The sequence below is a fragment of the Variovorax trehalosi genome, assembly GCF_051216415.1.
Taxonomy (GTDB): domain Bacteria; phylum Pseudomonadota; class Gammaproteobacteria; order Burkholderiales; family Burkholderiaceae_C; genus Variovorax.
Window position 1 is genome coordinate 518,094 of the sequence record NZ_JBPJZG010000005.1, and the last position, 21,404, is coordinate 539,497.

General features: G+C 66.8%; 23 protein-coding genes. 12 read left to right on the forward strand and 11 right to left on the reverse strand.

From position 1 onward, the window contains the following. Nucleotides 1-10 precede the first annotated feature (10 nt). The gene (locus ACSFA7_RS21285; protein WP_435501205.1) at nt 11-463 is read right to left on the reverse strand and encodes a GNAT family N-acetyltransferase; all 453 of its coding nucleotides are present in this window, start codon (nt 461-463) and stop codon (nt 11-13) included. Between the two features lie 123 nt (nt 464-586). On the opposite strand from ACSFA7_RS21285, the gene ACSFA7_RS21290 reads away from it, so the two are divergent. Further along, entirely contained in the window at nt 587-1,615 is a 1,029-nt protein-coding gene (locus tag ACSFA7_RS21290; protein ID WP_435501206.1) for an aldo/keto reductase, read from the forward strand. Between the two features lie 6 nt (nt 1,616-1,621). On the opposite strand, the gene ACSFA7_RS21295 is transcribed toward ACSFA7_RS21290, so the two are convergent. Further along, nucleotides 1,622-2,515, reverse strand: coding sequence for a LysR substrate-binding domain-containing protein (locus ACSFA7_RS21295; RefSeq protein ID WP_435501207.1), 894 nt, complete (start codon nt 2,513-2,515; stop codon nt 1,622-1,624). A gap of 175 nt (nt 2,516-2,690) precedes the next feature. Here ACSFA7_RS21295 and ACSFA7_RS21300 point away from each other — a divergent pair, with 175 nt between their 5' ends. The 5 genes from ACSFA7_RS21300 to ACSFA7_RS21320 all read left to right on the forward strand — a co-directional run bounded on the left by ACSFA7_RS21300 (nt 2,691) and on the right by ACSFA7_RS21320 (nt 8,604). Next, nucleotides 2,691-3,848, forward strand: a complete 1,158-nt coding sequence (locus tag ACSFA7_RS21300) for a branched-chain amino acid ABC transporter substrate-binding protein (protein ID WP_435501208.1) — start codon at nt 2,691-2,693, stop codon at nt 3,846-3,848. Between the two features lie 8 nt (nt 3,849-3,856). Beyond that, nucleotides 3,857-4,762, forward strand: coding sequence for a delta(1)-pyrroline-2-carboxylate reductase family protein (locus tag ACSFA7_RS21305; protein WP_435501209.1), 906 nt, complete (start codon nt 3,857-3,859; stop codon nt 4,760-4,762). A 25-nt stretch (nt 4,763-4,787) separates the two neighbouring features. After that, the gene (locus ACSFA7_RS21310) at nt 4,788-5,960 is read left to right on the forward strand and encodes an NAD(P)/FAD-dependent oxidoreductase (RefSeq protein ID WP_435501210.1); all 1,173 of its coding nucleotides are present in this window, start codon (nt 4,788-4,790) and stop codon (nt 5,958-5,960) included. Nucleotides 5,961-6,269: 309 nt separating this feature from the next. Then, on the forward strand, nt 6,270-7,295 hold the full coding sequence (locus tag ACSFA7_RS21315; protein ID WP_435501211.1) for a class I fructose-bisphosphate aldolase: 1,026 nt from the start codon (nt 6,270-6,272) through the stop codon (nt 7,293-7,295). Between the two features lie 13 nt (nt 7,296-7,308). Beyond that, on the forward strand, nt 7,309-8,604 hold the full coding sequence (locus ACSFA7_RS21320) for an acetyl-CoA hydrolase/transferase family protein (RefSeq protein WP_435501212.1): 1,296 nt from the start codon (nt 7,309-7,311) through the stop codon (nt 8,602-8,604). Here the strand turns inward: ACSFA7_RS21320 and msrA are convergent, their stop codons facing one another. From msrA to ACSFA7_RS21340, 4 genes are all read right to left on the reverse strand, one after another. Beyond that, on the reverse strand, nt 8,605-9,306 hold the full coding sequence (msrA, locus tag ACSFA7_RS21325) for a peptide-methionine (S)-S-oxide reductase MsrA (protein ID WP_435501213.1): 702 nt from the start codon (nt 9,304-9,306) through the stop codon (nt 8,605-8,607). It lies immediately after the preceding gene. Between the two features lie 85 nt (nt 9,307-9,391). After that, nucleotides 9,392-9,643: a pentapeptide MXKDX repeat protein gene (locus ACSFA7_RS21330; RefSeq protein WP_435501214.1), complete on the reverse strand. Its 252-nt coding sequence runs from the start codon at nt 9,641-9,643 to the stop codon at nt 9,392-9,394. Nucleotides 9,644-9,718: 75 nt separating this feature from the next. Continuing rightward, nucleotides 9,719-10,510 (reverse strand): molybdopterin-binding protein, encoded by a 792-nt coding sequence (locus ACSFA7_RS21335; RefSeq protein ID WP_435501215.1) that lies wholly within the window; start codon nt 10,508-10,510, stop codon nt 9,719-9,721. Between the two features lies 1 nt (nt 10,511). After that, nucleotides 10,512-11,144 carry a cytochrome b/b6 domain-containing protein gene (locus ACSFA7_RS21340; RefSeq protein WP_435501216.1) on the reverse strand — a complete coding sequence of 211 codons (633 nt, stop codon included), beginning with the start codon at nt 11,142-11,144 and terminating at the stop codon, nt 10,512-10,514. Nucleotides 11,145-11,241: 97 nt separating this feature from the next. Here ACSFA7_RS21340 and ACSFA7_RS21345 point away from each other — a divergent pair, with 97 nt between their 5' ends. After that, complete coding sequence (locus ACSFA7_RS21345) at nt 11,242-11,970, forward strand: response regulator transcription factor (RefSeq protein WP_435501217.1); 729 nt, start codon at nt 11,242-11,244, stop codon at nt 11,968-11,970. Next, nucleotides 11,967-13,457 (forward strand): sensor histidine kinase, encoded by a 1,491-nt coding sequence (locus ACSFA7_RS21350; protein WP_435501218.1) that lies wholly within the window; start codon nt 11,967-11,969, stop codon nt 13,455-13,457. Before ACSFA7_RS21345 ends, ACSFA7_RS21350 begins: the two co-directional genes overlap by 4 nt. 6 nt (nt 13,458-13,463) lie before the next feature. Here the strand turns inward: ACSFA7_RS21350 and ACSFA7_RS21355 are convergent, their stop codons facing one another. Beyond that, on the reverse strand, nt 13,464-13,613 hold the full coding sequence (locus ACSFA7_RS21355; protein WP_435501219.1) for a YcxB family protein: 150 nt from the start codon (nt 13,611-13,613) through the stop codon (nt 13,464-13,466). A gap of 143 nt (nt 13,614-13,756) precedes the next feature. Here ACSFA7_RS21355 and ACSFA7_RS21360 point away from each other — a divergent pair, with 143 nt between their 5' ends. Beyond that, complete coding sequence (locus ACSFA7_RS21360) at nt 13,757-13,900, forward strand: hypothetical protein (protein ID WP_435501220.1); 144 nt, start codon at nt 13,757-13,759, stop codon at nt 13,898-13,900. Between the two features lie 145 nt (nt 13,901-14,045). Next, the gene (locus ACSFA7_RS21365) at nt 14,046-14,990 is read left to right on the forward strand and encodes a crotonase/enoyl-CoA hydratase family protein (RefSeq protein WP_435501221.1); all 945 of its coding nucleotides are present in this window, start codon (nt 14,046-14,048) and stop codon (nt 14,988-14,990) included. A gap of 15 nt (nt 14,991-15,005) precedes the next feature. On the opposite strand, the gene ACSFA7_RS21370 is transcribed toward ACSFA7_RS21365, so the two are convergent. Together ACSFA7_RS21370 and ACSFA7_RS21375 are read right to left on the reverse strand one after the other, a co-directional pair. Further along, nucleotides 15,006-16,508: an alpha/beta hydrolase family protein gene (locus ACSFA7_RS21370; protein WP_435501222.1), complete on the reverse strand. Its 1,503-nt coding sequence runs from the start codon at nt 16,506-16,508 to the stop codon at nt 15,006-15,008. Nucleotides 16,509-16,706: 198 nt separating this feature from the next. Next, nucleotides 16,707-17,606, reverse strand: coding sequence for a transglutaminase family protein (locus ACSFA7_RS21375; protein WP_435501223.1), 900 nt, complete (start codon nt 17,604-17,606; stop codon nt 16,707-16,709). Nucleotides 17,607-17,719: 113 nt separating this feature from the next. On the opposite strand from ACSFA7_RS21375, the gene ACSFA7_RS21380 reads away from it, so the two are divergent. Further along, the gene (locus ACSFA7_RS21380; RefSeq protein WP_435501224.1) at nt 17,720-18,061 is read left to right on the forward strand and encodes an antibiotic biosynthesis monooxygenase family protein; all 342 of its coding nucleotides are present in this window, start codon (nt 17,720-17,722) and stop codon (nt 18,059-18,061) included. 7 nt (nt 18,062-18,068) lie between these two features. Here the strand turns inward: ACSFA7_RS21380 and mnmC are convergent, their stop codons facing one another. Both mnmC and ACSFA7_RS21390 read right to left on the reverse strand, forming a co-directional pair. After that, nucleotides 18,069-19,901 carry a bifunctional tRNA (5-methylaminomethyl-2-thiouridine)(34)-methyltransferase MnmC2/FAD-dependent 5-carboxymethylaminomethyl-2-thiouridine(34) oxidoreductase MnmC1 gene (gene mnmC, locus ACSFA7_RS21385; RefSeq protein ID WP_435501225.1) on the reverse strand — a complete coding sequence of 611 codons (1,833 nt, stop codon included), beginning with the start codon at nt 19,899-19,901 and terminating at the stop codon, nt 18,069-18,071. A gap of 14 nt (nt 19,902-19,915) precedes the next feature. Next, the gene (locus ACSFA7_RS21390) at nt 19,916-20,191 is read right to left on the reverse strand and encodes an oxidative damage protection protein (RefSeq protein ID WP_013541095.1); all 276 of its coding nucleotides are present in this window, start codon (nt 20,189-20,191) and stop codon (nt 19,916-19,918) included. Between the two features lie 139 nt (nt 20,192-20,330). On the opposite strand from ACSFA7_RS21390, the gene ACSFA7_RS21395 reads away from it, so the two are divergent. After that, a complete protein-coding gene (locus ACSFA7_RS21395) occupies nt 20,331-21,380 on the forward strand; it encodes a sulfate ABC transporter substrate-binding protein (RefSeq protein ID WP_435501226.1) in 1,050 nt (349 codons plus the stop codon). The last annotated feature ends 24 nt before the right edge of the window (nt 21,381-21,404 follow it).

The window sequence follows — 21,404 nt, forward strand, 5'->3', positions numbered from 1 at the left end:
GCCCTCGGCGTCAGGCGGCATCCTTCTGCATGAAAACACTCAGCGGGTCTTCCGGATAACGCCCGAACCGTTCGCGTCGCGCATACCCCGAGCGCGCATAGAACGACAGCGCCTCGGGCTGGCTCACGCCCGTCTCCAGCCTGAACATCGCGCAGCCCCTGGCCATCGCTTCACCTTCGAGAAAAGCCAGCACCTTGGCCGCCACGCCTTGCCCGCGGTTCTCCGGCCGCACGTACATCCGCTTGAGTTCGCCGTACCCGGGCTCCATGACGATGGCCCCGCAACCGACCGCAGTGCCTGCCTCGTCGCGCGCCACGGCGAACAGCACGTTCGGTGCGGACAGCGCCGCGATGTCGATGCCGTAGTGGCTCTCCGGCGGATAGAGCGGCTTCTGGTACGCATCGAGGTCGTCGATGAGCTGGATGACGTCGGGTTGATTGGGGTTTTCAATGGCGATCTGCATGCGGCCGATGTTACCGAGCGACCCCACAAAGCCCGACTCGCGAAGGGGTTCAACGCCCCGGCCAACAATGGCCCAACGGCAGGCCGGTCGGCCCACCGCTTCATTCTTCGAAGGAGTAGCACTTTGGAATACCGTCATCTGGGCAAATCGGGCCTCAAGGTCCCCGTGTTGAGTTTTGGCACCGGCACCTTCGGCGGCAAGGGCGAGTTCTTCAGCGCCTGGGGCAGCACCGACGTGGCCGAGGCGCGCAAGCTCATCGATATCTGCATCGACGCGGGCGTCAACATGTTCGACAGCGCCGACATCTACTCCGACGGCGCCGCCGAATCGGTGCTCGGCGAGGCCATCAAGGGCCGGCCGCGCGACAAGCTCATCATTTCGACCAAGGCCACCTTCCGCAGCGGTCCGGGTGCAAACGAAGTGGGGTCGTCGCGCCATCACCTCGTGCAGGCGGTCGACAGCGCGCTCAAGCGACTGGGTACCGATTACATCGATCTCTTCCAGCTCCACGGCTTCGATGCGAGCACGCCCGTCGAGGAAACCGTGTCCACGCTCGACGACCTCGTGCGCGCGGGCAAGCTGCGCTATGTGGGCGCCTCGAACTTCTCGGGCTGGCATTTGATGAAGTCGCTGGCGGTGTCGGAGCGCTACGGCTATTCGCGCTACGTGGCGCACCAGGCGTACTACTCGCTGATCGGGCGCGAATACGAGTGGGAGCTGATGCCGCTCGCGCAAGACCAGGGCGTGGGCGCCGTGGTCTGGAGCCCGCTGGGCTGGGGCCGGCTCACGGGCAAGATCCGCCGCGGCCAGCCGCTGCCCGCCAACAGCCGCCTGCATGTGACGGCCGACATGGGCCCGCCGGTGGCCGACGAGCTGCTGTACCGCGTGGTCGATGCGCTGGAGAAGGTCGCGGGAGAAATCGGCAAGACCGTGCCGCAGGTCGCGCTCAACTGGCTCCTGCAACGGCCGACGGTGTCGAGCGTGGTCGTCGGTGCGCGCGACGAAACGCAGTTGCGCCAGAACCTTGGCGCCGTGGGCTGGAACCTCACGCCCGCGCAGGTCGCCGAACTCGATGCGGCCAGCGCGGTGACGCGGACCTATCCTTACTGGCACCAGCAGGGGTTCCTGGAGCGCAACCCGAATCCGGTCTGACCCGGTCTACCCCGGCGTGAGCCCGAGCACCCACTGCTTGAAGTGCTCCAGCGCCCCGGAGGCCGGACGGCCTTCGGGGTAGGCGAAGTAATAGCCCTGCGGCACGTCGAGGTGCCGGTCCACGGGTATCACCAGTTCGCCGGTGCGCAGTTCATGCTCGATGAGGATGCGCGGCGCAAGGCCGACGCCCATGCCGGCCGCGGTCGCCGCAACCACCATCGTGAAAAGCTCGTAGCGAGGGCCGCGCGAGGCGTGCACCGTGTAGTCCCAACCCTGCTGCGCATACCAGTCGCGCCAGGCATGCGCGCGCGTGCTCAGGTGCACATGCCGGCAGCGCTCGAAGCCTGCCTCGTCCCACGGGTCGTTGGCATCGCGAAACGCGGGGCTGCAGATCGGCACCATCTCGCCTTCTGCAAAGATCAGTCCGCCGCGCGTGTTGGGCCAGAACTGGTCGCCGAAATAGATGGCGGCGTCGTAGGCGTTTTCCTGGAAGGAGAAGGGTTGCGAGCGCGCCGACAGATTGACCGTGATGTTCGGATGCAGCCGGCTGAAATCGGGCAGCCGAGGAATCAGCCACTGCGTCGCGAAGGTCGGCACCACGGCCAGCTCCAGCACGAAGCCCATGTCGTGGCCCGCGCTGATCTCCAGCGTGTCGCGGCGGATCTGGTCGAGGTGCCGGCGGATGCGCGCCGCGTATTCGCGCCCCACGTCGGTGAGCGTCAGGCGCCTGCGCACGCGCGAGAACAGGGGCACGCCGAGCCGCTGCTCCAGCATCGCCACCTGCCGCCCGACCGCGCTCTGCGTCAGCGCAAGCTCGGCGGCCGCGCGGGTGAAGCTCCCGAGCCGCGCCGAGGCCTCGAAGGCCTGCAGCGCGCCCAGGTTGGGAATGTCTTTTCTCATCGAATGCCTGTTGTCTCTTCTGTCCTGCTGCCGCAAGCACCTGCCGTGCCCGGGCTCTCGTTGCCTCGTTCCTTCCGGCGCTGCACAACGTTGTGCGCATTTAGCGTTTGTTCCGCATGCCGCCGCGATCCTATTCTGCGTCTCGACCCCTGCCAACGATATGAGGAGACTTCCGATGATTGTTCTGCGCACCCGTCGCACTGCCCGGACCACTGTTCTGTGCATTGCACTGGCTTCCGTCCTTGGTCTGCCCACCGCCGCGCTCGCGCAGGCCGAGCAGACCGTCACCATCGGCCACGCCGGCCCGCTCACCGGCGGTGCAGCGCATTGGGGCAAGGACAACGACAACGGCGCGCGGCTCGCGGTCGAAGACCTCAACAAGCAGGGCCTCGTCATCGGCGGCAAGAAGATCAAGTTCGTGCTCCAGTCCGAGGACGACCAGGCCGACCCGAAGCAGGCCATGGTGGTGGCCAACAAGCTGGCCGACATGGGCGTGAAGGGCATGCTGGGCCACTTCAACTCGGGCGCCGCCATTCCGGCCTCGGCCGTCTACAGCCGTGCGGGCCTGCCCGACGTATCGACCGCCACCAACCCGACCTTCACCAAGCAGGGCTACAGCAACGTCTTCCGCATCCTGGCGAGCGACGACGACGTGGGCACGGCCATTGCCGACTTCACGGTGAAGGATTTAAAGGCCAAGAAGATCGCGGTGATCGATGACCGCACCGCCTACGGCCAGGGCGCCGCCGAGGTGTTCACCCGCGGCGTGAAGGGACTGGGCGGCACCATCGTCGCGCAGGAGTTCGGCAGCGACAAGGCCACCGACTTCATGGCCATCCTCACCAGCATCAAGGCCAAGCAGCCCGACGTGGTGTTCTACGGCGGCATGGACGCGCAGGGCGGCCTGATCGCGCGGCAGATGAAGCAGCTGGGCATCACGGCCAAGCTGCTCGGCACCGATGGCCTGTGCACCAACGAGGTCGCCAAGATCAGCGGCGGCGCGGTCGACGACCTGCTGTACTGCACGCGCGGCGGCAAGGAGATCGAGAAGACCAGCAAGGGCGCCGAGTTCGAGCAGCGCTACAAGGCCCGCTTCGGCGTCGAGGTGCTGACCTATGCGCCGTACCTCTACGACGCGATGATGGCGCTCGCCGCCGGCATGCGCGCGGCCAATTCGGTCGAGCCCGAGGCGTACCTCCCGGCGATGCGCAAGGTGAAGTTCGACGGCGTCACCGGTGCCATCAGCTTCGATGCCAAGGGCAACCTGCAGAAGCCGGACTTCACCGTCTTCACCTACAAGGACGGCAAGCGCGTCCGGGTGGCCGGCTCCTGAACGCACGCATGCGGACGCTGAACGCGGCGGAAACGGCGGCGGCGCTGCCTTACGGGGCGCTGGTCGAGGCGCTGCTGCAGATGTTCGAGCGAGAGCGCCGGGGCGAGGCGCGTGCCGCGACCCGGACCTCGGTGCCGCTTGCGGGCGGCGGCGTACTGCTGCTGATGCCGGCAGCCGACCCGCGCTTCGCGGCGCTCAAGACCGTGACCGTGCATGCCGGCAACGCCGGCCTCGGGTTGCCGGTGGTGCAGGGCGAGGTGACGCTGATGGACGCCGTCACGGGCACCCGGCTCCTCGCGATGGATGGCAATGTGCTGACGGCCCGCCGCACCGCGGCGCTGTCACTGGCCGGCGCGGCAAGGGCAGGGCGCAAGATTGGCGGCCGCATGCTGCTGATCGGCGCGGGCGTGCAGGCGCGTTCGCATGCGGAGGCATTTGCGGAAGTCGCAGGCGTGCGCCAGCTGTGGATTCATGCGCGCACGCAAGCCCATGCCGAACAACTGGCGCAGCACATGCGAACGCTTGGCGTGGATGCCAGCGCGATCGATGATCCGGCGCAGGTTTCCGAAGAATCCGACGTGATCCTCGCCACCACCAACTCGTCGAGCCCGGTAGTTCCATCACATGTGCGGCCGGAAGCCACCGTCATCGCCGTCGGCGCCTACCGCGCCGACATGGCCGAAGTACCGCCCGATCTCGTGCGCCGCTGCGCCGTGTTTGTGGATACGCTGGAGGGTGCGCGCGCCGAGGCGGGCGACCTGATCCAGGCGGGCATCGACTGGTCCGCCGTGCAGGCCTTCGCAAACGCGAAGCCGGCAACGCAAGACCGGCCTGTGCTGATCAAGACCGTGGGCCATGCGCTGTGGGATCTGGCGGCAGCGCAACTGGCGTACACGCATCAACAGCAACGATGAACGGCAAGCAAGGAAGAGAGCATTCATGCGTCGAGTGGTGATCATCGGCGGCGGGGCCATCGGCTCGGCCATCGCGTACTTCCTGACCAAGGACCCGGAGGCGGAACCCTTCGAGGTCACGGTGGTCGAGCGCGACTTCTCGTACAAGCAGGCCTCGTCGGCGCTGTCGGCCAGTTCGATCCGTCAGCAGTTCTCCACCGCCATCAACATCGAGATGTCGCTCTACGGCATCGACTTCTTCCGGCATCTGGGCGAGACCTTGCGCGTCGGCGACGATGTGCCGGACATCGGCCTCGTCGAGCCCGGCTACCTGTACCTGGCCTCGCCGGCAGGCGTCGATGTTCTGCGCGAGAACCACGCGATGCAGAAGGCGCATGCGGTGGATGTCGCGTTGATGACGCCCGACGAACTGAAGGCGCGCTTCCCGTGGATATCGACCGAGGGCGTCGAGCTCGCATCGCTGGGCCTCTCGGGCGAGGGCTGGTACGACGGCTACAGCTTGCTGCAGGCCTTTCGCAAGAAGGCCGCATCGCAGGGCGCGCGCTATGTGCAGGCGCATGCCACGGGCCTGCGTCGCGAAGGCCGTGCCGTGACCGGTGTGCAGCTCGACACCGGCGACAAGCTCGAGGCCGACATCGTCGTCAACGCCGCCGGCGCCTGGGCCGCGAAGGTGGCCGAGTGGGCTGGTATCGACCTGCCGGTGCGCGGCCGGCGCCGCAGCGTGTTCAGCTTCTCGTGCCCCGAGACCTTGCCGGGCTGCCCGCTGGTCATCGACACCTCCGGCATCTGGCTGCGCCCCGAGGGCCGCCAGTTCATCTGCGGCTTTGCGCCGCCCGAAGACCAGGACCACGACGACGTCCCGCTCGATGTCGAGTACGGCGCGTTCGACGAACTCATCTGGCCCGCGCTCGCCGAGCGAATCCCCGCCTTCGAAGCCATCCGCATGACCGGCGCCTGGGCCGGCTACTACGAGATGAACGTGTTCGACCACAACGCGATCCTCGGCCTGCACCCGGACTGCGAGAACCTGTTCTTCGCCAACGGCTTCTCGGGCCACGGCCTGCAGCAATGCCCGGCGGCGGGGCGCGGCATCGCGGAGCTGATCCGCTTCGGCGAATACCGCAGCCTCGACCTCTCGCCGGTTTCGTTCGCGCGCATCCTCGACAACAAGCCCTTGCTCGAAAAGAACGTGATCTAGGGCCTGTTCACACTATGCAAGGGGTCGCGTTGCTTCGCAAAGGGGCTGGCTGCAAGGCGCCCGCGCGCAGCAAGGCTCGTGCCTTGCAAGTGCGGGCAACGCCGCAGACAGCCCCTTTGCGAAGCAACCCGTAGGGAAGCTCGCCACAGCCCGCCCCTCGGCGTTGCGTTCCTTGTGCGTGCGGACGCACGCACGGCGTCACGCGCCTTGATGGGCGGGCTGTGGCGAGCTTCGCGACCCCTTGCATAGTGTGAACAGGCCCTAGCAGAGGGGGCAGGGGCGTACCATGCCCGCCAGAAAGGTGCCCCAATGACTGCACAGACATTGATCGATACCGCACAGGCGCTGGTCGCCGGCGACAAGGGCCTGCTCGCGATGGACGAGAGCAACGCCACCTGCAACAAGCGCTTCGCGGCGCTCAACATCCCGCAGACCGAGAGCGCGCGGCGCGACTGGCGCGAACTGATCGTCACCGCGCCCGGCCTCGCCGACAGCATCAGCGGCGCGATCCTGTTCGACGAAACCATCCGCCAGACAACCAACGCCGGAAAGCCGTTCGCCAAGGCGTTGGCCGATGCAGGAATCATCCCCGGCATCAAGGTCGATACGGGCGCGAAGGCGCTGCCCGGCCAGCCGGGCGAGACCGTCACCGAGGGCCTCGATGGCCTGCGCGAGCGGCTCGCGGAGTACGTCGGCATGGGCGCCCGTTTCGCCAAATGGCGCGGCGTGATCGCCATCGGCGACGGCCTGCCCACGCGGGCCTGCATCGATGTCAATGCCCATGCGCTCGCACGCTATGCGGCGCTGTGCCAGGAGGCAGGCGTGGTGCCCATCGTCGAGCCCGAGGTGCTGATGGACGGCGGCCATTCGCTGGCGCGATGCGCGGAGGTGACCGAAGCGGTCCTGCGCGAAGTGTTCGTTCAACTGAACGCGCAGGGCGTGCTGCTCGAAGGCATGCTGCTCAAGCCGAACATGGTGCTGCCGGGGCAAACCAGCCAATCGCAGGACAGCGTCGATGCGGTGGCTGAGGCCACGGTGACTTGCCTGCTGCGCACGGTACCTGCCGCGGTGCCGGGCGTGGCGTTTCTCTCGGGCGGGCAATCGGCGCAACTGGCGTCCGCGCGGCTCAACGCGATGAACCTGAAGTTCAAGTCGCGCATGCCCTGGGCACTGACCTTCTCGTTCTCGCGTGCGGTGCAGCAGCCGGCACTCGACCTCTGGAAGGGCCAGGCCGCCAACGTCGCAGAGGCGCAGAAGGCGCTCGTGTTCCGTACAAGCTGCAACAAGGTTGCGCGCAGCGGCGCCTATGACGCGCAGGCCGATGCGCCGCGATGAACAGAAAGCACGAATGACTGTCCAGGACCAGTACGCGCAGAAGCGCGTCTCCGCCGCCGACGCCGTTCGCCTCGTGCGCAATGGCGATCTCATCATCGTGCCGACCGGCGTCGGCGAGCCGCCGTCGTTGCTCACTGCGTTGTCCGAGCAACGCCGCGATTTCCGTGACGTCAAGGTCGCGCAGATCCTCGCGATGCGCAAGTACGCCTACATCGACCCCGAGACGGTGGACCATGTACGCCACGTCGCGCTGTTCTTCGGTGGCGCCACGCGCGCGGGCGGGCAGGAGGGCTGGATCGATTTCATCCCCAACTACTTCTCGGAGATTCCTGCGCAGATCGAGCGCGGGCAGATCCCCGCCGAGGTGGTCTTCAGCATGGCCTCGCCGATGGACGCGCACGGCTACTTCGCCGTGAGCCTGGGCGCCGACTACACAATGGCGGCCATCGCGAAGGCGCGCGCGGTGGTGCTGGAGGTGAATCCGAACGTGCCCTTCGCCCATGGCAACTGCCACGTTCACATCTCGCAGGTCGCGGCGTTCGTCGAAAGCGACGCGCCGGTCATGGAGGTCGGCTTGCCCAAGATCGGCCCCGTGCAGGAAGCCATCGGCAAGCATGTGGCTGACCTGATCGACGACGGCTCCACGTTGCAGATCGGCTACGGCGGCATTCCCGACGCAGTGGTGATGCAGCTCACGCACAAGCACGATCTGGGCATTCACACCGAGATGATCGGCGACGGCATCTTGACGCTGGTGGAGAGCGGCGCCGTCACCAATCGTCGCAAGAACTACCTGCCGGGCAAGTCGATCGCCACCTTCGCGCTCGGGTCGGCCAAGCTCTATCGCTTCATGGACCGCAACCCGTCGCTGGAAATGCATCCGGTGAACTTCACCAACGACCCGGCGCTCGCCGGGCTCAACGACAACCTCATCGCGATCAACGCGACGATGCAGATCGACCTGCTGGGGCAATGCGGCTCGGAGAGCCTGGGCCACGCACCTTACTCGGGCACAGGCGGGCAGTCGGACTTCGTGCGCGCCGCCAATCGCTCGCGTGGCGGCAAGGCCTTCATCGTGCTGCCTTCGACCGCGAAGGGCGACACCATCTCGCGCATCGTGCCCTCGCTCTCGCCCGGCACCCATGTGAGCACGAGCAAGAACGACATCAACTACGTGGTCACCGAATACGGCGTGGCGCAGCTGCGGGGCAAGTCGGCCAGGCAGCGTGCGCTGGAGCTCATCGCGATTGCCCACCCGGATTTCCGGGCGGAACTCACCGAACAGGCGAAGCGCGCGAAGCTGCTCTGATCAACTCGCCTTCGCCGCACGCACCAACGACGGCGTGGCCTTGTAGCTCTCCGGGAACAGCTTCTTCAGGTCGTCGATCTTGGGCATGTCGTTGATCGCGATGTAAGGCTGGCTCGGGTTGAGCGTCAGGTAGTCCTGGTGGTAGTCCTCGGCCGCGTAGAAGGGCTTGGCCATCTCGATGGTGGTCGCGAGCGGCTTGCCGAAGGTCTTGGCCTGGTTCAGCTGCGCGATGTATTCCTTCGCGATGCGGGCCTGCTCGGCGTTTTCGGCGAACACGGTGGAGCGGTATTGCGTGCCGGTGTCGGGGCCCTGGCGATTCAGCTCGGTCGGGTCGTGCGCCACCGAGAAATAGATCTGCAGCAGCTTGCCGTAGCTGATCTGCTGGGGGTCGTAGGTGATGCGTACTGATTCGGCATGGCCGGTTCGGCCCGAGCCCACTTCGTCGTAGCGCGCGGTCTTCGCATCGCCGCCGGAATAGCCCGACACCGCGTTGCTCACGCCCTTGACACGCTGGAACACGCCCTGCACGCCCCAGAAGCAGCCGCCGGCGAACACGGCGGTTTCGGTTTTCGCGGTGGCCGGGGCGACCAGGTCGGCGGTGGGGGCGGGCACGCGTTTGGCCGGCTCGGCGAACGAGGGCACGGCATACCAGACCAAGGCGGCGGCAGCCAGTGCGCCAGCGGTGAGTGCGAGGGATTTCATGTGTAGTCCTTGAAGGAGGTTTCGGTCATCAAGCCGATGGCGGCGACATTGCCGCCGAATCCACCGGCCGTCAATGGCGCGCCGCTTACTTCTTCATCTCGTCCTTGCCCATGCTGTCCTTCTTCATGGCGTCCTTGGACATGGAGTCCTTGGCCATCGAATCCTTCTTCATCCCGTCTTTCGACATGGAGTCTTTCGCCATCGAGTCCTTCTTCATGCCGTCCTTGGCCATCGAATCCTTGGCCATGCTGTCTTTCGCCATGGAGTCCGCGGCAAAGGCCGAGGCGCCGGCAAAAGCCATGCAGGTTGCGAGCAGGGTTGCGGTGAGCTTGTTCATTGGAAGTCCTTGAGTTGAGTTGAGGTTTTTTGCTTTCGCGCTTTTCATCGGCAGTTCAGGCGTCGTGAAGACGCCTCAGCTCCCTCCGAACCAGTTGTAGCCCTGGTCTTCCCAGTAGCCACCTGTGTAGGTGTTGGTGACGAACATCGCCTTGATGTGCTTGGGGTTCTTGTAGCCAAGCTTGGTCGGCATCCGCAGCTTCATCGGGAAGCCGTACTTCGGCGGCAGCGTTTCGCCGTCGTAGGTCAGCGCCAGCAGCGTCTGCGGGTGCAGCGCGGTGGGCATGTCGATGCTGGTGTAGTAGTCGTCGGCGCACTTGAAGCCGACGTATTTGGCGGTCGTGTCCGCGCCGATGTGGCGAAGAAAATCGGCAAAGCGCACGCCGCCCCACTTGCCGATGGCGCTCCAGCCCTCCACGCAGATGTGCCGCGTCACCTGGTCGTGCTGCGGCATGGCGCGCAGCTCCGGGAGCGTCCAGCTGCGCTTGTCGGCAACCATGCCGGTCACTTCGAGCTTGTAGGTGGCCTCGTCCACTTCGCGGATATCGTCTTCGCCGTAGTAGGCGTTGAACGGAAACGGCCGCGTGATCATCGACTCCGGGTACGTCTCGGCCAGTTGCGTGGGGCTGAAGATCAGGCCCTGCACCTTGTCGTTGAAGCGCGAGATCTTCGAGAGCGCGGCTTCCACATGGCTGTCGTCGCTGATGCTGCATCCCGTGAGCAGCGAGAGGCCGCCCAGCGTGAGCGAGCGCTGCAGGAAGGCACGGCGCGCAGGCTGGTCCAGGTTCTTCGCGATCAGCGTGCGGGCCTCGCGCACCACGGCATCGCCGTCGACGCCGGTCATCTTGGGGGCTTTGAAGATTCTCATGTCAGGCTTTGGGCGCGCGGCCGCGGATCATGGTGAGAAGGGTGCGGGGCACCAGCGCCACCATCACCAGGTGCAAGGCGACGAAAGCAACGAGCGACGCCATGCCGAAGAAGTGGATGCGGCGCGCAAATTCGTAGCCGCCCAACAGGTCGCGCAGCACGGCGAACTGCACCGACTTCCACAGCACCAGGCCCGAGAGCACGATCACCACGATATCGAGCATCACGAACAGGTAGGCCAGCCGCTGCACGCTGTTGTAGCGGCGCGGGTCGGCATGCGAGAGCTTGCCCTTGAGTGCGGCCAGCGCGTCGTGCCAGATGCCGGCCGGCGTGACGGGGAAGAACTTGTGGGCCAACCGTCCGCTCGCGATGTTGATCGCCAGGTACACGAACCCGTTGAACACCAGCAGCCACATCGCCGCGAAGTGCCACTGCAGCGCGCCGCCGAGCCAGCCGCCGAGCGTGATCCCGTTCGGAAAGCTGAACGCGAAGAACGGCGCCGCGTTGTAGATGCGCCAGCCGCTGGTCACCAGCACGAGCACCGCCAGGGCGTTGAGCCAGTGCGTGATGCGCATCCACAGTGGGTGGATGGGGCGGGCATCGGGTGCAATGCTTGCGAGGGCGGTGCTGTTCATGGGGTGGATTCTTGGACGCACCCCATGGCCGATTCATCACGCAAAGTTCAATTAATCGTGATAACTCGGGAATCCGTATCGCAGGACAATCGCGGGCATGGACACCCCCAAACGCGTGCTGATCGTCGAGGACGACGCCCACATCGCCGAACTGCTGCGCATGCACCTGCACGACGAGGGCTATGCGATCGAACACGCCGCCGACGGCCATACGGGCCTGCGCGAGCTGGAGCGCGGCAACTGGGACGCGCTGGTGCTCGACCTGATGCTGCCCGGCGTCGACGGCCTCGAGATCTGCCGCCGCGCACGAGCCATGGCGCGCTACACGCCGATCATCATCATCAGCGCCCGCTCGAGCGAAGTGCACCGCATCCTCGGGCTGGAGCTGGGTGCCGACGACTACCTGGCCAAGCCCTTCTCGGTGCTGGAGCTGGTCGCGCGGGTGAAGGCGCTTATGCGGCGCACCGACGCGCTGGCGCGCAATGCCCGCATGGAGTCGGGCAGCCTCACGCTGGGCAACCTCGACATCGAGCCGCTGGCGCGCGAGGTGCGCGTGGACGGCAAGCTCATCGAGCTCACGCCGCGCGAGTTCGACCTGCTGTACTTCTTTGCGCGCAACCCCGGCAAGGTGTTCTCGCGGCTCGATCTGCTCAACCAGGTGTGGGGCTACCAGCACGACGGGTATGAGCACACGGTCAATACGCACATCAATCGGCTGCGCACCAAGGTCGAGGCCGATCCGGCCGAGCCGCGGCGCATCCTCACCGTGTGGGGACGGGGCTACAAGCTCTCGCCGGCGGACGCTGGCGAAGAGGGCGCCGCATGATGGCTTGGGCCACGCTTTCTCGCCGTCTCTCGATGGTGTTCGCGGTGCTGCTGCTGGCCTGCTATGGCGCCTCGGCCTGGTTGCAGATGCGCTCGAGCGGGCTGCATGAGCAGGAGGTGGTGCAGCGCCTGTCGGGCGGGCTCGCCGCGCACATCGCCGAGAACTCCGAACTGATGCAGCCCGGCGGCCTCAATCAGGCCGCGGTGAAGGACCTGTTCGACAAGCTGATGGCAGTGAACCCCAGCGTCGAGGTCTACCTGCTGGGCCTCGACGGCCGCATCGAGGCGCAGGCCGCGCCGCCCGGCCACATGAAGCGCGAGCGCGTCGCGCTGGAGCCGATCCGCAAGCTGCTGTCGGGCGCGCCGCTGCCCATCCTGGGCGACGACCCGCGCAGTGCCGATGCGGCCAAGGTGTTCAGCGCCGCGCCGCTGAAGATGGGCGGTCGCGATGCAGGCTATGTGTACGTGGTGCTGCAGGGCGAGGACTACGACGCGCTCGCGGCCAACGTCGCGACCGATAACGTGCTGCGCACCACGCTCTGGTCGATGGCGCTGGTCGCACTGCTCGGGCTGATCGCGGGGCTGGCAGCGTTCCGGCTCATCACTCGGCCGCTGCGCGAGCTGACGAAGGCGGTCAAGCGCTTCGAGACCGAGGGCATCGCCTCGCTCGAAAGCGAAACGCCCACGCTGGAGCGGCTCTCGCACGGCACCGACGAGATCGCCTTGCTGGGCCAGGCCTTCACGCAGATGACGCGCCGCATCGCCGAGCAATGGCGCGAGCTCACGCTGCAGGACCAGCAGCGCCGCGAGCTTTTCGCCAACATCTCGCACGACCTGCGCACGCCGCTCACGTCGCTGCACGGGTATCTCGAAACGCTGTTGCTCAAAGCCGGCACGCTCAGCGACGAAGAGCGCCGGCGCTACCTGGAGATCGCGCTCGGCCAGAGCCGCAAGGTCGGCCGGCTGGCGCAGGAGCTGTTCGAATTGGCACGGCTCGAATACGGCGTGGTCAAGCCCGAGAAGGAAAACTTCGCACTCGCCGACCTGGTGCAGGACGTGTTCCAGAAATTCGAGCTCGCGGCCGAGGCGCGCCACCAGCAGCTCAAGCCCGACATCGCGCCGGGCCTGCCGGTGGTGTCGGCCGACCTCGGGATGATCGAGCGCGTGCTGACTAACCTGCTGGACAACGCCATCCGCCACACGCCGCCCGGCGGCGAGATCGAGGTGCAATTGCGGCCCGCGAACGCCGGCGTGGTGGTGCAGGTGAGCGACACGGGACCGGGCATTCCGGGCGAGTTGCAGAAGGGGCTTTTCGTGCGGCCCGTGTTCATGAGCGGTGCGCGCAGCGACGGTTCGGGCAGCGGCGGGTTGGGGCTGGTGATCGTGCAGCGCATCCTGCAACTGCACGGCAGCGACATCCGGCTGGTGCCGCAGGCGGGCAAGGGGGCGGTGTTCCGCTTTCAGCTGGGCGGCGCGCAGGGCGCCTGAAGCGCTTCAGGTCTCCGGGCCGACGTGGCGGTTCAGCCGCTCGACTAGCGCGGCCACATCGAAGCCTTGCGAGGCCACCGACTTGGGCAGCACGTGAAAGAGCCGTGGCATCAGGTAGAGCAGCACGAAGCGGTCGTCCTGGCGCCACTTGAGCACGTTCGCCCAGATGAGCCGGCTCTCGCCATGCGGGGGCGCGAATGCGCAGCGCGTCGTCCAGCAGCTCGACCGAGAACTCGTCCTGGATCGCCTTGTACTTGCGGTAGTGGCGGCGTGCGCCCATCGGCACGAACAGGTAGCGAATGGCCAGCAGCAGCACCGTGCCGCCGACGAGGCCGCCCAAGGCACTCGACTGGAATTGTCGCGAACCGAAGATCGCCGTCAACAGCAGCGCGGCGGTGATCGCGATCGTCACCCATCGCGCCAGGCGCGGAAACCGGCCATAGAGCCGCATGGCATCGACGTAGTCGTCTTCGGAAATCTTGAATGTCGCGGTCATCGTGTGCTGCTCCCCCGTGATTTGCCTGTGCCGGTTGGCCCGGGGGCGATGCTACAAGAGCAGTGCGACCCAACCCCAGGAGACACAAGACCATGCCCGCCTTCAAGACCGTCCTGATCGACAAGGACCCGCAGCATCCGCGCATCGCGCGCCTCGTGCTCAACCGCCCCGAGAAGCTCAATGCCATCGGCGACACCACGCCATCGGAAATCCGCCAAGCGGTCGAGTGGGCCGAAGCGGACGACGAGGTGCACGTCATCGTGGTCGAAGGCGCGGGCCGCGCGTTCTGCGCCGGCTACGACCTCGGCGACTACGCCGAGGGTCACGGCCGTGAGGGCGAGGGCGACCACCCTTGCAGGCAGGAGAAGACGCCCTGGGACCCGATGCTCGACTACGCCGCCATGAAGCGCAACACCGACGACTTCATGGCCCTGTGGCGCTGCCGCAAGCCCACCATCGCCAAGGTGCACGGCTACGCGGTGGCCGGCGGCAGCGACATCGCGCTGTGCTGCGACCTGCTGACCATGGCCGACGACGCACGCATCGGCTACATGCCCACGCGCGTGTGGGGCTGCCCGACCACTGCGATGTGGACCTACAGGCTCGGCGCGATGCGCGCGAAGCAACTGATGTTCACCGGCGACACCATCCCGGGCACGCAGGCGGCCGAATGGGGCCTCGCGAATTTCTCGATGCCCGCCGAGCAGCTCGACGACGCCACGCTGAAGCTCGCGCAGCGCATCGCGGGCGTGCCGCGCTCGCATCTGATGATGCACAAGCTGGTCGTCAACCAGGTGTGGCATTCGATGGGGCTGGAGCAGACGCAGATGTTCGCAACCGTGTTCGACGGCATCACGCGGCACAACCCGGAGGGGATGTGGTTTCGCCGGCAGGCGGAGGCGGAAGGATTCAAGAGCGCTGTCGCATGGCGCGACAGCGGCCGGGATATTCCGGAAGGCGACGAGGCGAGGGCGCTCGTCGCGGAGCTGGAAGCGAAGCTTGCGGCGGCGCGGGCGGCGGTGCAGCCCGCGCGCTGATCACTCGCTCGTCGCTCAGGGTGGGCAGGGGCGTGCCAGCGCGGCGTTCGGACGCGTCAGCTTGCTCGTGCCGCTTTCATCCAGTGCGCTCAGCGGCCGCGTGAACGTGCACCCGTAGGTGGGCGCCGCCACCGTCGCGGCCGTGACCACGTCGTCGCCCGCCGGCTTCACGCCGTCGCGCTCCCACTTGATCATGGCGTCGAAGGCCTCGACCTGTTCGGCGATGGTGAAGTCGCAATGCGTGATCCCGCGAACCGCGCGCTGTACCAGCCAGCCGCTGTTGCCCTTGGCTGCCACGCGCTTGTTGTAGATCTGTTCCATGCTGAAGGGCACGTAAAGGTCGCCCAGCGTGTGCAGCGTGACGACCGGGATCTTGAACTCGCCGTTGGCCTTGGGAATCCAGCGCAGCCCGTCGGTGCGCAGGCGGTTGGCGTCGGTGGCCGCGGTGAGCTTGATCACCGAACCGTTCAGCGCCGTCGAACCCGGTACGTCGCCGTCGATCGTGTAGGTGAAGCGGTTGGTGTCCAGCGTGTTCCTGTTCAGGATGCCGTTGACCGTGCCGTCGCTGCCGAACACGCCCCACACCGCAGCGAAGGAACCGCCGGCGGCCAGGCCGAGATCGAACATCGGGCGGTCGCCGCCGGTCAGGTTCCTCACCACCGAGGCGAATTTCAAGCCCGTGGCCGTGGGCGCGGAAGGGAAGGTGGTGAACAACGTGGCAGTGACCTGCGCAGAGATGTCCGACCAGTTCGGCGTCGGGTATTTCGGAAGGCCCGCCAGCGCTTGCGCCGTGACCTGTGCGCCGGCGAAGTAGTCGAACAGTTCCGTGTCACCGACCACGCCGCACATCGGCACCGCACCGTTGTACTTCACCTTGTGGTTGGCGGTAGCGAAGGCCTCGTCCTCGATGGCCGCCGCGGTGATGTGGCCGCCCATCGAATGGCCGGTGATGTAGGTCTTCGTCGGCGCAGCCAGCTCGCGGCCGTTGGCCTTGGCGATCTTGTTGAACTCCAGCGCCAGCGCGTTGGTGTCTTCCACCCCCACGCGCACGTCGTAGAAGTTCTTGCTGTAGCTCGATGCAGCCCAGGCGTAGCCGTTCTGGATCAGGTAGCGGCGGATCGACGGATTGTTCACCGACAACACGTTGGTTTCGCCTGCATAGCCGTGCGCGTACATCACGAGCTTGCCGTTCCAATTGGCCGGCACTTCGACGTGGTACTGGGCGCCGCCCAGCATGCCGGCCCAGCGGCTGGTGGTGGTGTTGTCGACCGTGTCGCTGGCGTCGCTGGCGAGTGCCGCGAAGGTGGTGGCCGCGGGGTCCGTCGGCGCGAAGGAATTGCGGGTGTCCTGCACACGCGTTTCTTCGGGGGCTGGCGGCGGCGGTGGCGCTGGTGGCGCAGGTGCAGGAGCCGGCGGCAACGGCGTGAAGGCAAAACCGTTTCCACCGCCACCACCGCCGCAGGATGCGACGGCAAGGCTGGTGGCAAGGGCAAGGAGTGTCAGGCGCGCGGAATGCATGGGTTGTCTCTCTCCGTTCTTATGGGTTCTTGGTTGGGAAGATCACCGGCGCAGCGCTGCCCGGACGGCCATGGAGAACGACCGTGCTATTTCGCTGGACCGGCGGCGCAGCGTAGGGGCGTTGCCGGGCGCATCGGCCCGGGCTTTCCCGTAGCTGCTATCTCCTGTGCGACACCGGCACAGAACCCCGGGGAGAGATCAGCCCTTGCGGCGGGTGACCACCACCGTGGCGTCCAGGCCTTCGTAGGCCTCGGCATCGCCATACCAGCTACCCGAGATCGGCGCGGCCTGCGCCGGGTCGCGCGTGACGCCCACGCGAATGAGCTGCCCGCTGCCCATCAGGTTGTTGGTCGGGTCGAACGCCAGCCAGCCGATGCCGGGCAGGTACGCCTGCAGCCAGGCGTGCGTGGTGCCGGCGCCGGTCATCGATTCGCCGGGCGATTGGGCCGCGCGGTCCAGCGCGGCGTCATAGAGGTAGCCTGAGACGAAGCGGGTGGCAATGCCCAGGCGCCGCGCGGCTTCCATCATCAGCAGCGCGTAGTCGCGGCAACTGCCGCTGCCCAGTGCGAGCGTGGCCAGCGGCGTCTGCGTGCCTTCCTCGTCGCGCGCCTTGTATTCGAGGCTCTGGCCGATGTGCGCGTTCATGCGGGTGAGCACCTCGCGCGTGTTGTTGGGCTTGTCGTTGTGCAGGAACTGGTGGGCCCAGCGGATCAGCGTGCCGCTGGCGTCGTCTTCGTGGTGTGGCCGCAGGTAGTGCTCCAGGTCCAGGCGCTCCTGCACCGAGTAGGCGAAGGGCAGGAATTCGGCGGCCGGGTCGAGTGCGAGCTGGTCCTGCTGCGCGGGCACGTGCTCGATGGTGAAGGAGCACACGATGCGCAGCTCGGTGGCTTCGCCCATCGGCTGCACCAGCGCGACGGAATTGGAATGCGGGTCCTGAATCAGCCGCGTGAAGGCCTGGGGGCTCACCTGCAGGTCGGTGGCGAGCACGCGCAGGTCGTGGCTGTCGCGGGGCCGGAACATCACCCGGTGCAAACCGAAGGTGACCGGCTTGTTGTAGCGGTAGATGGTGGTGTGCGTGATGTCGTACTGGATGGCCATGGGGCATTCTCCTGCGTTCGCGGGGTGCGCAGTGGCCTGTTCTTGTGGGCGAATGCCGCAGAATCGGCGCCCGCCCGCACTTCGAGCGAGCTTTCCAGGAGATTCCGGCCGCCATGTACTCCGCCACCTTCATCTTCGCCAAGAAGCAGTTCGACGACGAGTTCCACCGCCTCGACCAGACCATCGCCGCGGCCGCGAAAACGCTGCCCGGCTACCTGGGCGAGGAGACCTGGGAGAACACGGGCAACGGGCTGGTGTCGAACGTCTACTACTGGGATTCGCTCGACAGCCTGCAGGCGCTGATCCAGCACCCGGTGCACCAGCAGGCCAAGGCGGCGCAGGCGAACTGGCTGGACGGCTACAAGGTGGTGATCTCCGAAGTGGTGCGCACCTACGGCGACAGCCGGATCGACCACCTGTTGGCGCCTTCGACGTCCGGCACGGCGCCGATCTGAGGAGGCGTCAGAGGCGCTGCGTGCCGAGCGCCTTGGCCAGCGTGGCGGGCAAGGGCAGCGGTTCGCCATGCCATTGCGCGGCCAGCAGCTCGGCGCACAGGGCCGCGAAGCTGAGGCCGCGCGAGCCCAAGGCGGTGCAGGCCCAGAGACCGGTCGCTTCGTCATCCAGCGGGCCAACCAGCGGCCGGCGATCGCCCGAGGCGCACCGCACGCCGACCCAGGTGTTGACTTCGCCGCGCTCGAAGGCCGGCGCCAAGGCCGCGGCGGCGGCGGGGTGCAAGCGGGCGAGGCGGTCGCGGTTCGCGGCGCTGTCGGCGGCGTTCGGGGCGAGGTCTGTGCTGTCGCGGTCGAAGGTGGCGCCTGCGAGCCAGAGCAGCGCGCCTTCGGCATCGGGCACATGGGCGATCAGGTGGCCGTCGCCGTTGAGCGGGGTGGCCGGGAGTCCGGCCATGTGGCCCCATGCGACCTGGCCGCGCACCGGCTGCAGCGGCAGTCCCGCGGCAAAGCGGCCTGACTCGAAACCTGCGGCGACGACCACGCGGTCTGCTGCGATCAGCAATTGATCCGCTGCATCGAACAACTGCCAGCCGTCGGCGTTTCGCGTCAGCCGCGCCACGGCGGCGTTGCCGCGGAATTCGACACCCGGCTGACGCAGCCACGCCTCGATCAGCCGCGACGGGCGCACCCAGCCGGCACGCGCGTGCCAGATTGCAGGCGCATCGGCCGGCAAGCCAGACGCCGTCAGTTGCCGGGCGCTCGCAGGCCACGATTCGTTGGGGCCGCTGTCGCTCCAGCCGGCAGGCACGCGCGTGTCTCCCTCGGGCCGTCGTTCCAGCACGCCGCTGGCGCGCCAGTCGCGGCCCTCTTCGAGCAGGCGTTGCAGTTCGAGCCAGGTGGCGCGAATGCCTGCGCGCGTGAGGCGCGAGAGCAGGGCGTCGTCGGGGGACACATGGGGCGCCAGCACGCCGACCGGCAGGCCGGAAGCGCCCGAGGCAGGGCGCGAGGCCGCATCGAGCACCGTGACCTGCCATCCGCGTCGCGCAAGGCTCGCAGCCACGGCCGCACCTGCGAGACCGGCGCCGATCACCGCGCAATGCCCCGGTGCCTCGATCCGCTCGGGCGCCGGGCCGCGGCGCCGCACCGTCCATGCTGGTGCGAACACGCCGCCCAGGCAGTCGCGCTTGGGCGGCAGGCCGGCACGCCGTTCCAGTTGAAAGCCGTTTTGTGAGAGCGCGTCTCGCACCGCACGCGCATAGGTCCACGTCGCCAGCGCGGTGCCCTGCCGGGCGAATCGCGACACCGCCTTCAGCGTCTCGGGCGACCACATCGCCGGGTTCTGCTGCGGGCTGAAGCCATCGAGAAAGAGGCTGTCGGCCTCGAAGCGCTGGGCGCGCAGCATGACCTGCACGTCGCCGATGCACAGCGTGAGCAGGACGCGACCTTCGTCGAAAGCCAGCCGGTGAAAGCCCGGCAGCAGCCCATGCCACTGCGCGACAAGCTCCCGGGCCAGCGACGCCAGTTCCGTATAGGCCTCGGCGGCCCGCAAGAGATCTTCAGCCCCGACCGGATGCGCCTCGACCGAGACGAAGTGCAGCATCCGCGGCCGGTTCGCATCGGCGCGCCAGGCCTGCCAGGTTGTCAGGAAATTGAGGCCCAGCCCGAAGCCGGTTTCGAGAATCCGCCATTGCGGCTGCCCGGCCCAGGCTTGCGGCAGGCCGCAGCCGCCCAGGAACACATGCCGCGATTGCGCCAGTGCTCCGGTTTCGGTGTGATAGATGTCGTCGAAGCGGTCGCTGCGAGGGACGCCGTCGGCGCGCCAGGCCACTGGCTCAGCGGTCACGGCGAGGCGGGGAGTCAGGCGGCGGGTGGGGGAACGTAGCCCTGCGCCACGTCGGCGCCTTCGCCGAAGAAATGCTTTTCCATCTGCCGCGCCAGGTACTGGCGGGCGCGCAGATCGGCCAGGTTGAGGCGGTTTTCGTTGACCAGCATGGTCTGCTGCTTGAGCCAAGCGGCCCAGGCTTCCTTGCTGACGTTTTCCCACAGGCGCTTGCCCAGGTCGCCGGGATAGGGCGGAAAGTCGAGCCCTTCGGCCTCTTTGCCGAGCTTGATGCACTGAACCATGCGAGCCATTTTTTTGCCTCTTGGGTGGGGTAAGCGTTTCGCTTAGTTGATTTAGCTATTTAAAACTGAAAACTTGGTCGTTCCAGTTTCTATATGTCGTATTGAGAATACGCAGCTTCATTGATATGCCTTTTTAGAGCAAGACACCATGAGCCTTCGCCGCGACTTTATCAAGCTTTCCCTGGGTGCCGGCGTGGCCGGTGCCTTGGCCCTTTCGGCATTGCCGACGTTCGCCCAGGGCGCGGCCACCGCCAAGGGACCCGTGACGCTGCTGAACGTGTCGTACGACCCGACGCGCGAGCTCTACGTGGACTACAACCAGGCCTTCGCCAAGTACTGGAAGGCCAAGACCGGGCAGGACGTGACGGTCAAGCAATCGCACGGCGGCTCGGGCAAGCAGGCCCGCTCGATCATCGACGGCATCGACGCCGACGTGGCCACGCTGGCCCTGGGCGGCGACATCGATGCGCTCGCCACCCACGGCGGCCTGGTCAAGGCCGACTGGCAGAAGCGTCTGCCGCTCAATTCGGCTCCCTACACCTCGACCATCGTGTTCCTGGTGAAGAAGGGCAACCCCAAGGGCCTGAAGGACTGGGACGACCTGGTCAAGCCCGGCGTGCAGGTGATCACCCCCAACCCCAAGACCTCGGGCGGCGCCCGCTGGAACTACCTGGCCGCCTGGGAATTCGCCAAGCGCAAGTACGGCGGCGATGCCAAGGCCAAGGAATACATCGGCAACCTGTTCAAGAACGTGCCTGTGCTGGACACCGGCGCGCGCGGTTCGACCATCACCTTCGTGCAACGCGGCGTGGGCGATGTGCTGCTGGCCTGGGAAAACGAAGCCTTCCTGGCGCTGAAGGAATTCGGCCCCGAGAAGTTCGAGATCGTGGTGCCGTCGATCTCCATCCTGGCCGAGCCCAGCGTGGCCGTGGTCGACAAGGTCGTCGACAAAAAGGGCACGCGCGCCGTGGCTGAGGAATACCTGAAGTACCTGTATTCCGACGAAGGCCAGGACATTGCGGGCCGTAACTTCTACCGCCCGACGTCGGACAAGGCGAAGGCCAAGTACGACAAGCAGTTCCCCAAGCTGACGCTGGTGACGATCGACCAGGCCTTCGGCGGCTGGGCGAAGGCCGACAAGGAGCACTTTGCAGACGGTGCCTCCTTCGACCAGATCTACACGACAAAACAAAAGTAACCCGCGCTGCCAGGCCGGCTCTCG

What these genes read in the sequence shown, in the direction of transcription:
- ACSFA7_RS21285 (WP_435501205.1), bottom strand. Translation starts at nt 463, where the DNA reads ATGCAGATCGCCATTGAAAACCCCAATCAACCCGACGTCATCCAGCTC.
- ACSFA7_RS21295 (WP_435501207.1), bottom strand. Translation starts at nt 2,515, where the DNA reads ATGAGAAAAGACATTCCCAACCTGGGCGCGCTGCAGGCCTTCGAGGCC.
- ACSFA7_RS21300 (WP_435501208.1), top strand. Translation starts at nt 2,691, where the DNA reads ATGATTGTTCTGCGCACCCGTCGCACTGCCCGGACCACTGTTCTGTGC.
- ACSFA7_RS21305 (WP_435501209.1), top strand. Translation starts at nt 3,857, where the DNA reads ATGCGGACGCTGAACGCGGCGGAAACGGCGGCGGCGCTGCCTTACGGG.
- ACSFA7_RS21310 (WP_435501210.1), top strand. Translation starts at nt 4,788, where the DNA reads ATGCGTCGAGTGGTGATCATCGGCGGCGGGGCCATCGGCTCGGCCATC.
- ACSFA7_RS21315 (WP_435501211.1), top strand. Translation starts at nt 6,270, where the DNA reads ATGACTGCACAGACATTGATCGATACCGCACAGGCGCTGGTCGCCGGC.
- ACSFA7_RS21320 (WP_435501212.1), top strand. Translation starts at nt 7,309, where the DNA reads ATGACTGTCCAGGACCAGTACGCGCAGAAGCGCGTCTCCGCCGCCGAC.
- msrA (WP_435501213.1), bottom strand. Translation starts at nt 9,306, where the DNA reads ATGAAATCCCTCGCACTCACCGCTGGCGCACTGGCTGCCGCCGCCTTG.
- ACSFA7_RS21330 (WP_435501214.1), bottom strand. Translation starts at nt 9,643, where the DNA reads ATGAACAAGCTCACCGCAACCCTGCTCGCAACCTGCATGGCTTTTGCC.
- ACSFA7_RS21335 (WP_435501215.1), bottom strand. Translation starts at nt 10,510, where the DNA reads ATGAGAATCTTCAAAGCCCCCAAGATGACCGGCGTCGACGGCGATGCC.
- ACSFA7_RS21340 (WP_435501216.1), bottom strand. Translation starts at nt 11,144, where the DNA reads ATGAACAGCACCGCCCTCGCAAGCATTGCACCCGATGCCCGCCCCATC.
- ACSFA7_RS21345 (WP_435501217.1), top strand. Translation starts at nt 11,242, where the DNA reads ATGGACACCCCCAAACGCGTGCTGATCGTCGAGGACGACGCCCACATC.
- ACSFA7_RS21350 (WP_435501218.1), top strand. Translation starts at nt 11,967, where the DNA reads ATGATGGCTTGGGCCACGCTTTCTCGCCGTCTCTCGATGGTGTTCGCG.
- ACSFA7_RS21360 (WP_435501220.1), top strand. Translation starts at nt 13,757, where the DNA reads ATGGCCAGCAGCAGCACCGTGCCGCCGACGAGGCCGCCCAAGGCACTC.
- ACSFA7_RS21365 (WP_435501221.1), top strand. Translation starts at nt 14,046, where the DNA reads ATGCCCGCCTTCAAGACCGTCCTGATCGACAAGGACCCGCAGCATCCG.
- ACSFA7_RS21370 (WP_435501222.1), bottom strand. Translation starts at nt 16,508, where the DNA reads ATGCATTCCGCGCGCCTGACACTCCTTGCCCTTGCCACCAGCCTTGCC.
- ACSFA7_RS21375 (WP_435501223.1), bottom strand. Translation starts at nt 17,606, where the DNA reads ATGGCCATCCAGTACGACATCACGCACACCACCATCTACCGCTACAAC.
- ACSFA7_RS21380 (WP_435501224.1), top strand. Translation starts at nt 17,720, where the DNA reads ATGTACTCCGCCACCTTCATCTTCGCCAAGAAGCAGTTCGACGACGAG.
- ACSFA7_RS21390 (WP_013541095.1), bottom strand. Translation starts at nt 20,191, where the DNA reads ATGGCTCGCATGGTTCAGTGCATCAAGCTCGGCAAAGAGGCCGAAGGG.
- ACSFA7_RS21395 (WP_435501226.1), top strand. Translation starts at nt 20,331, where the DNA reads ATGAGCCTTCGCCGCGACTTTATCAAGCTTTCCCTGGGTGCCGGCGTG.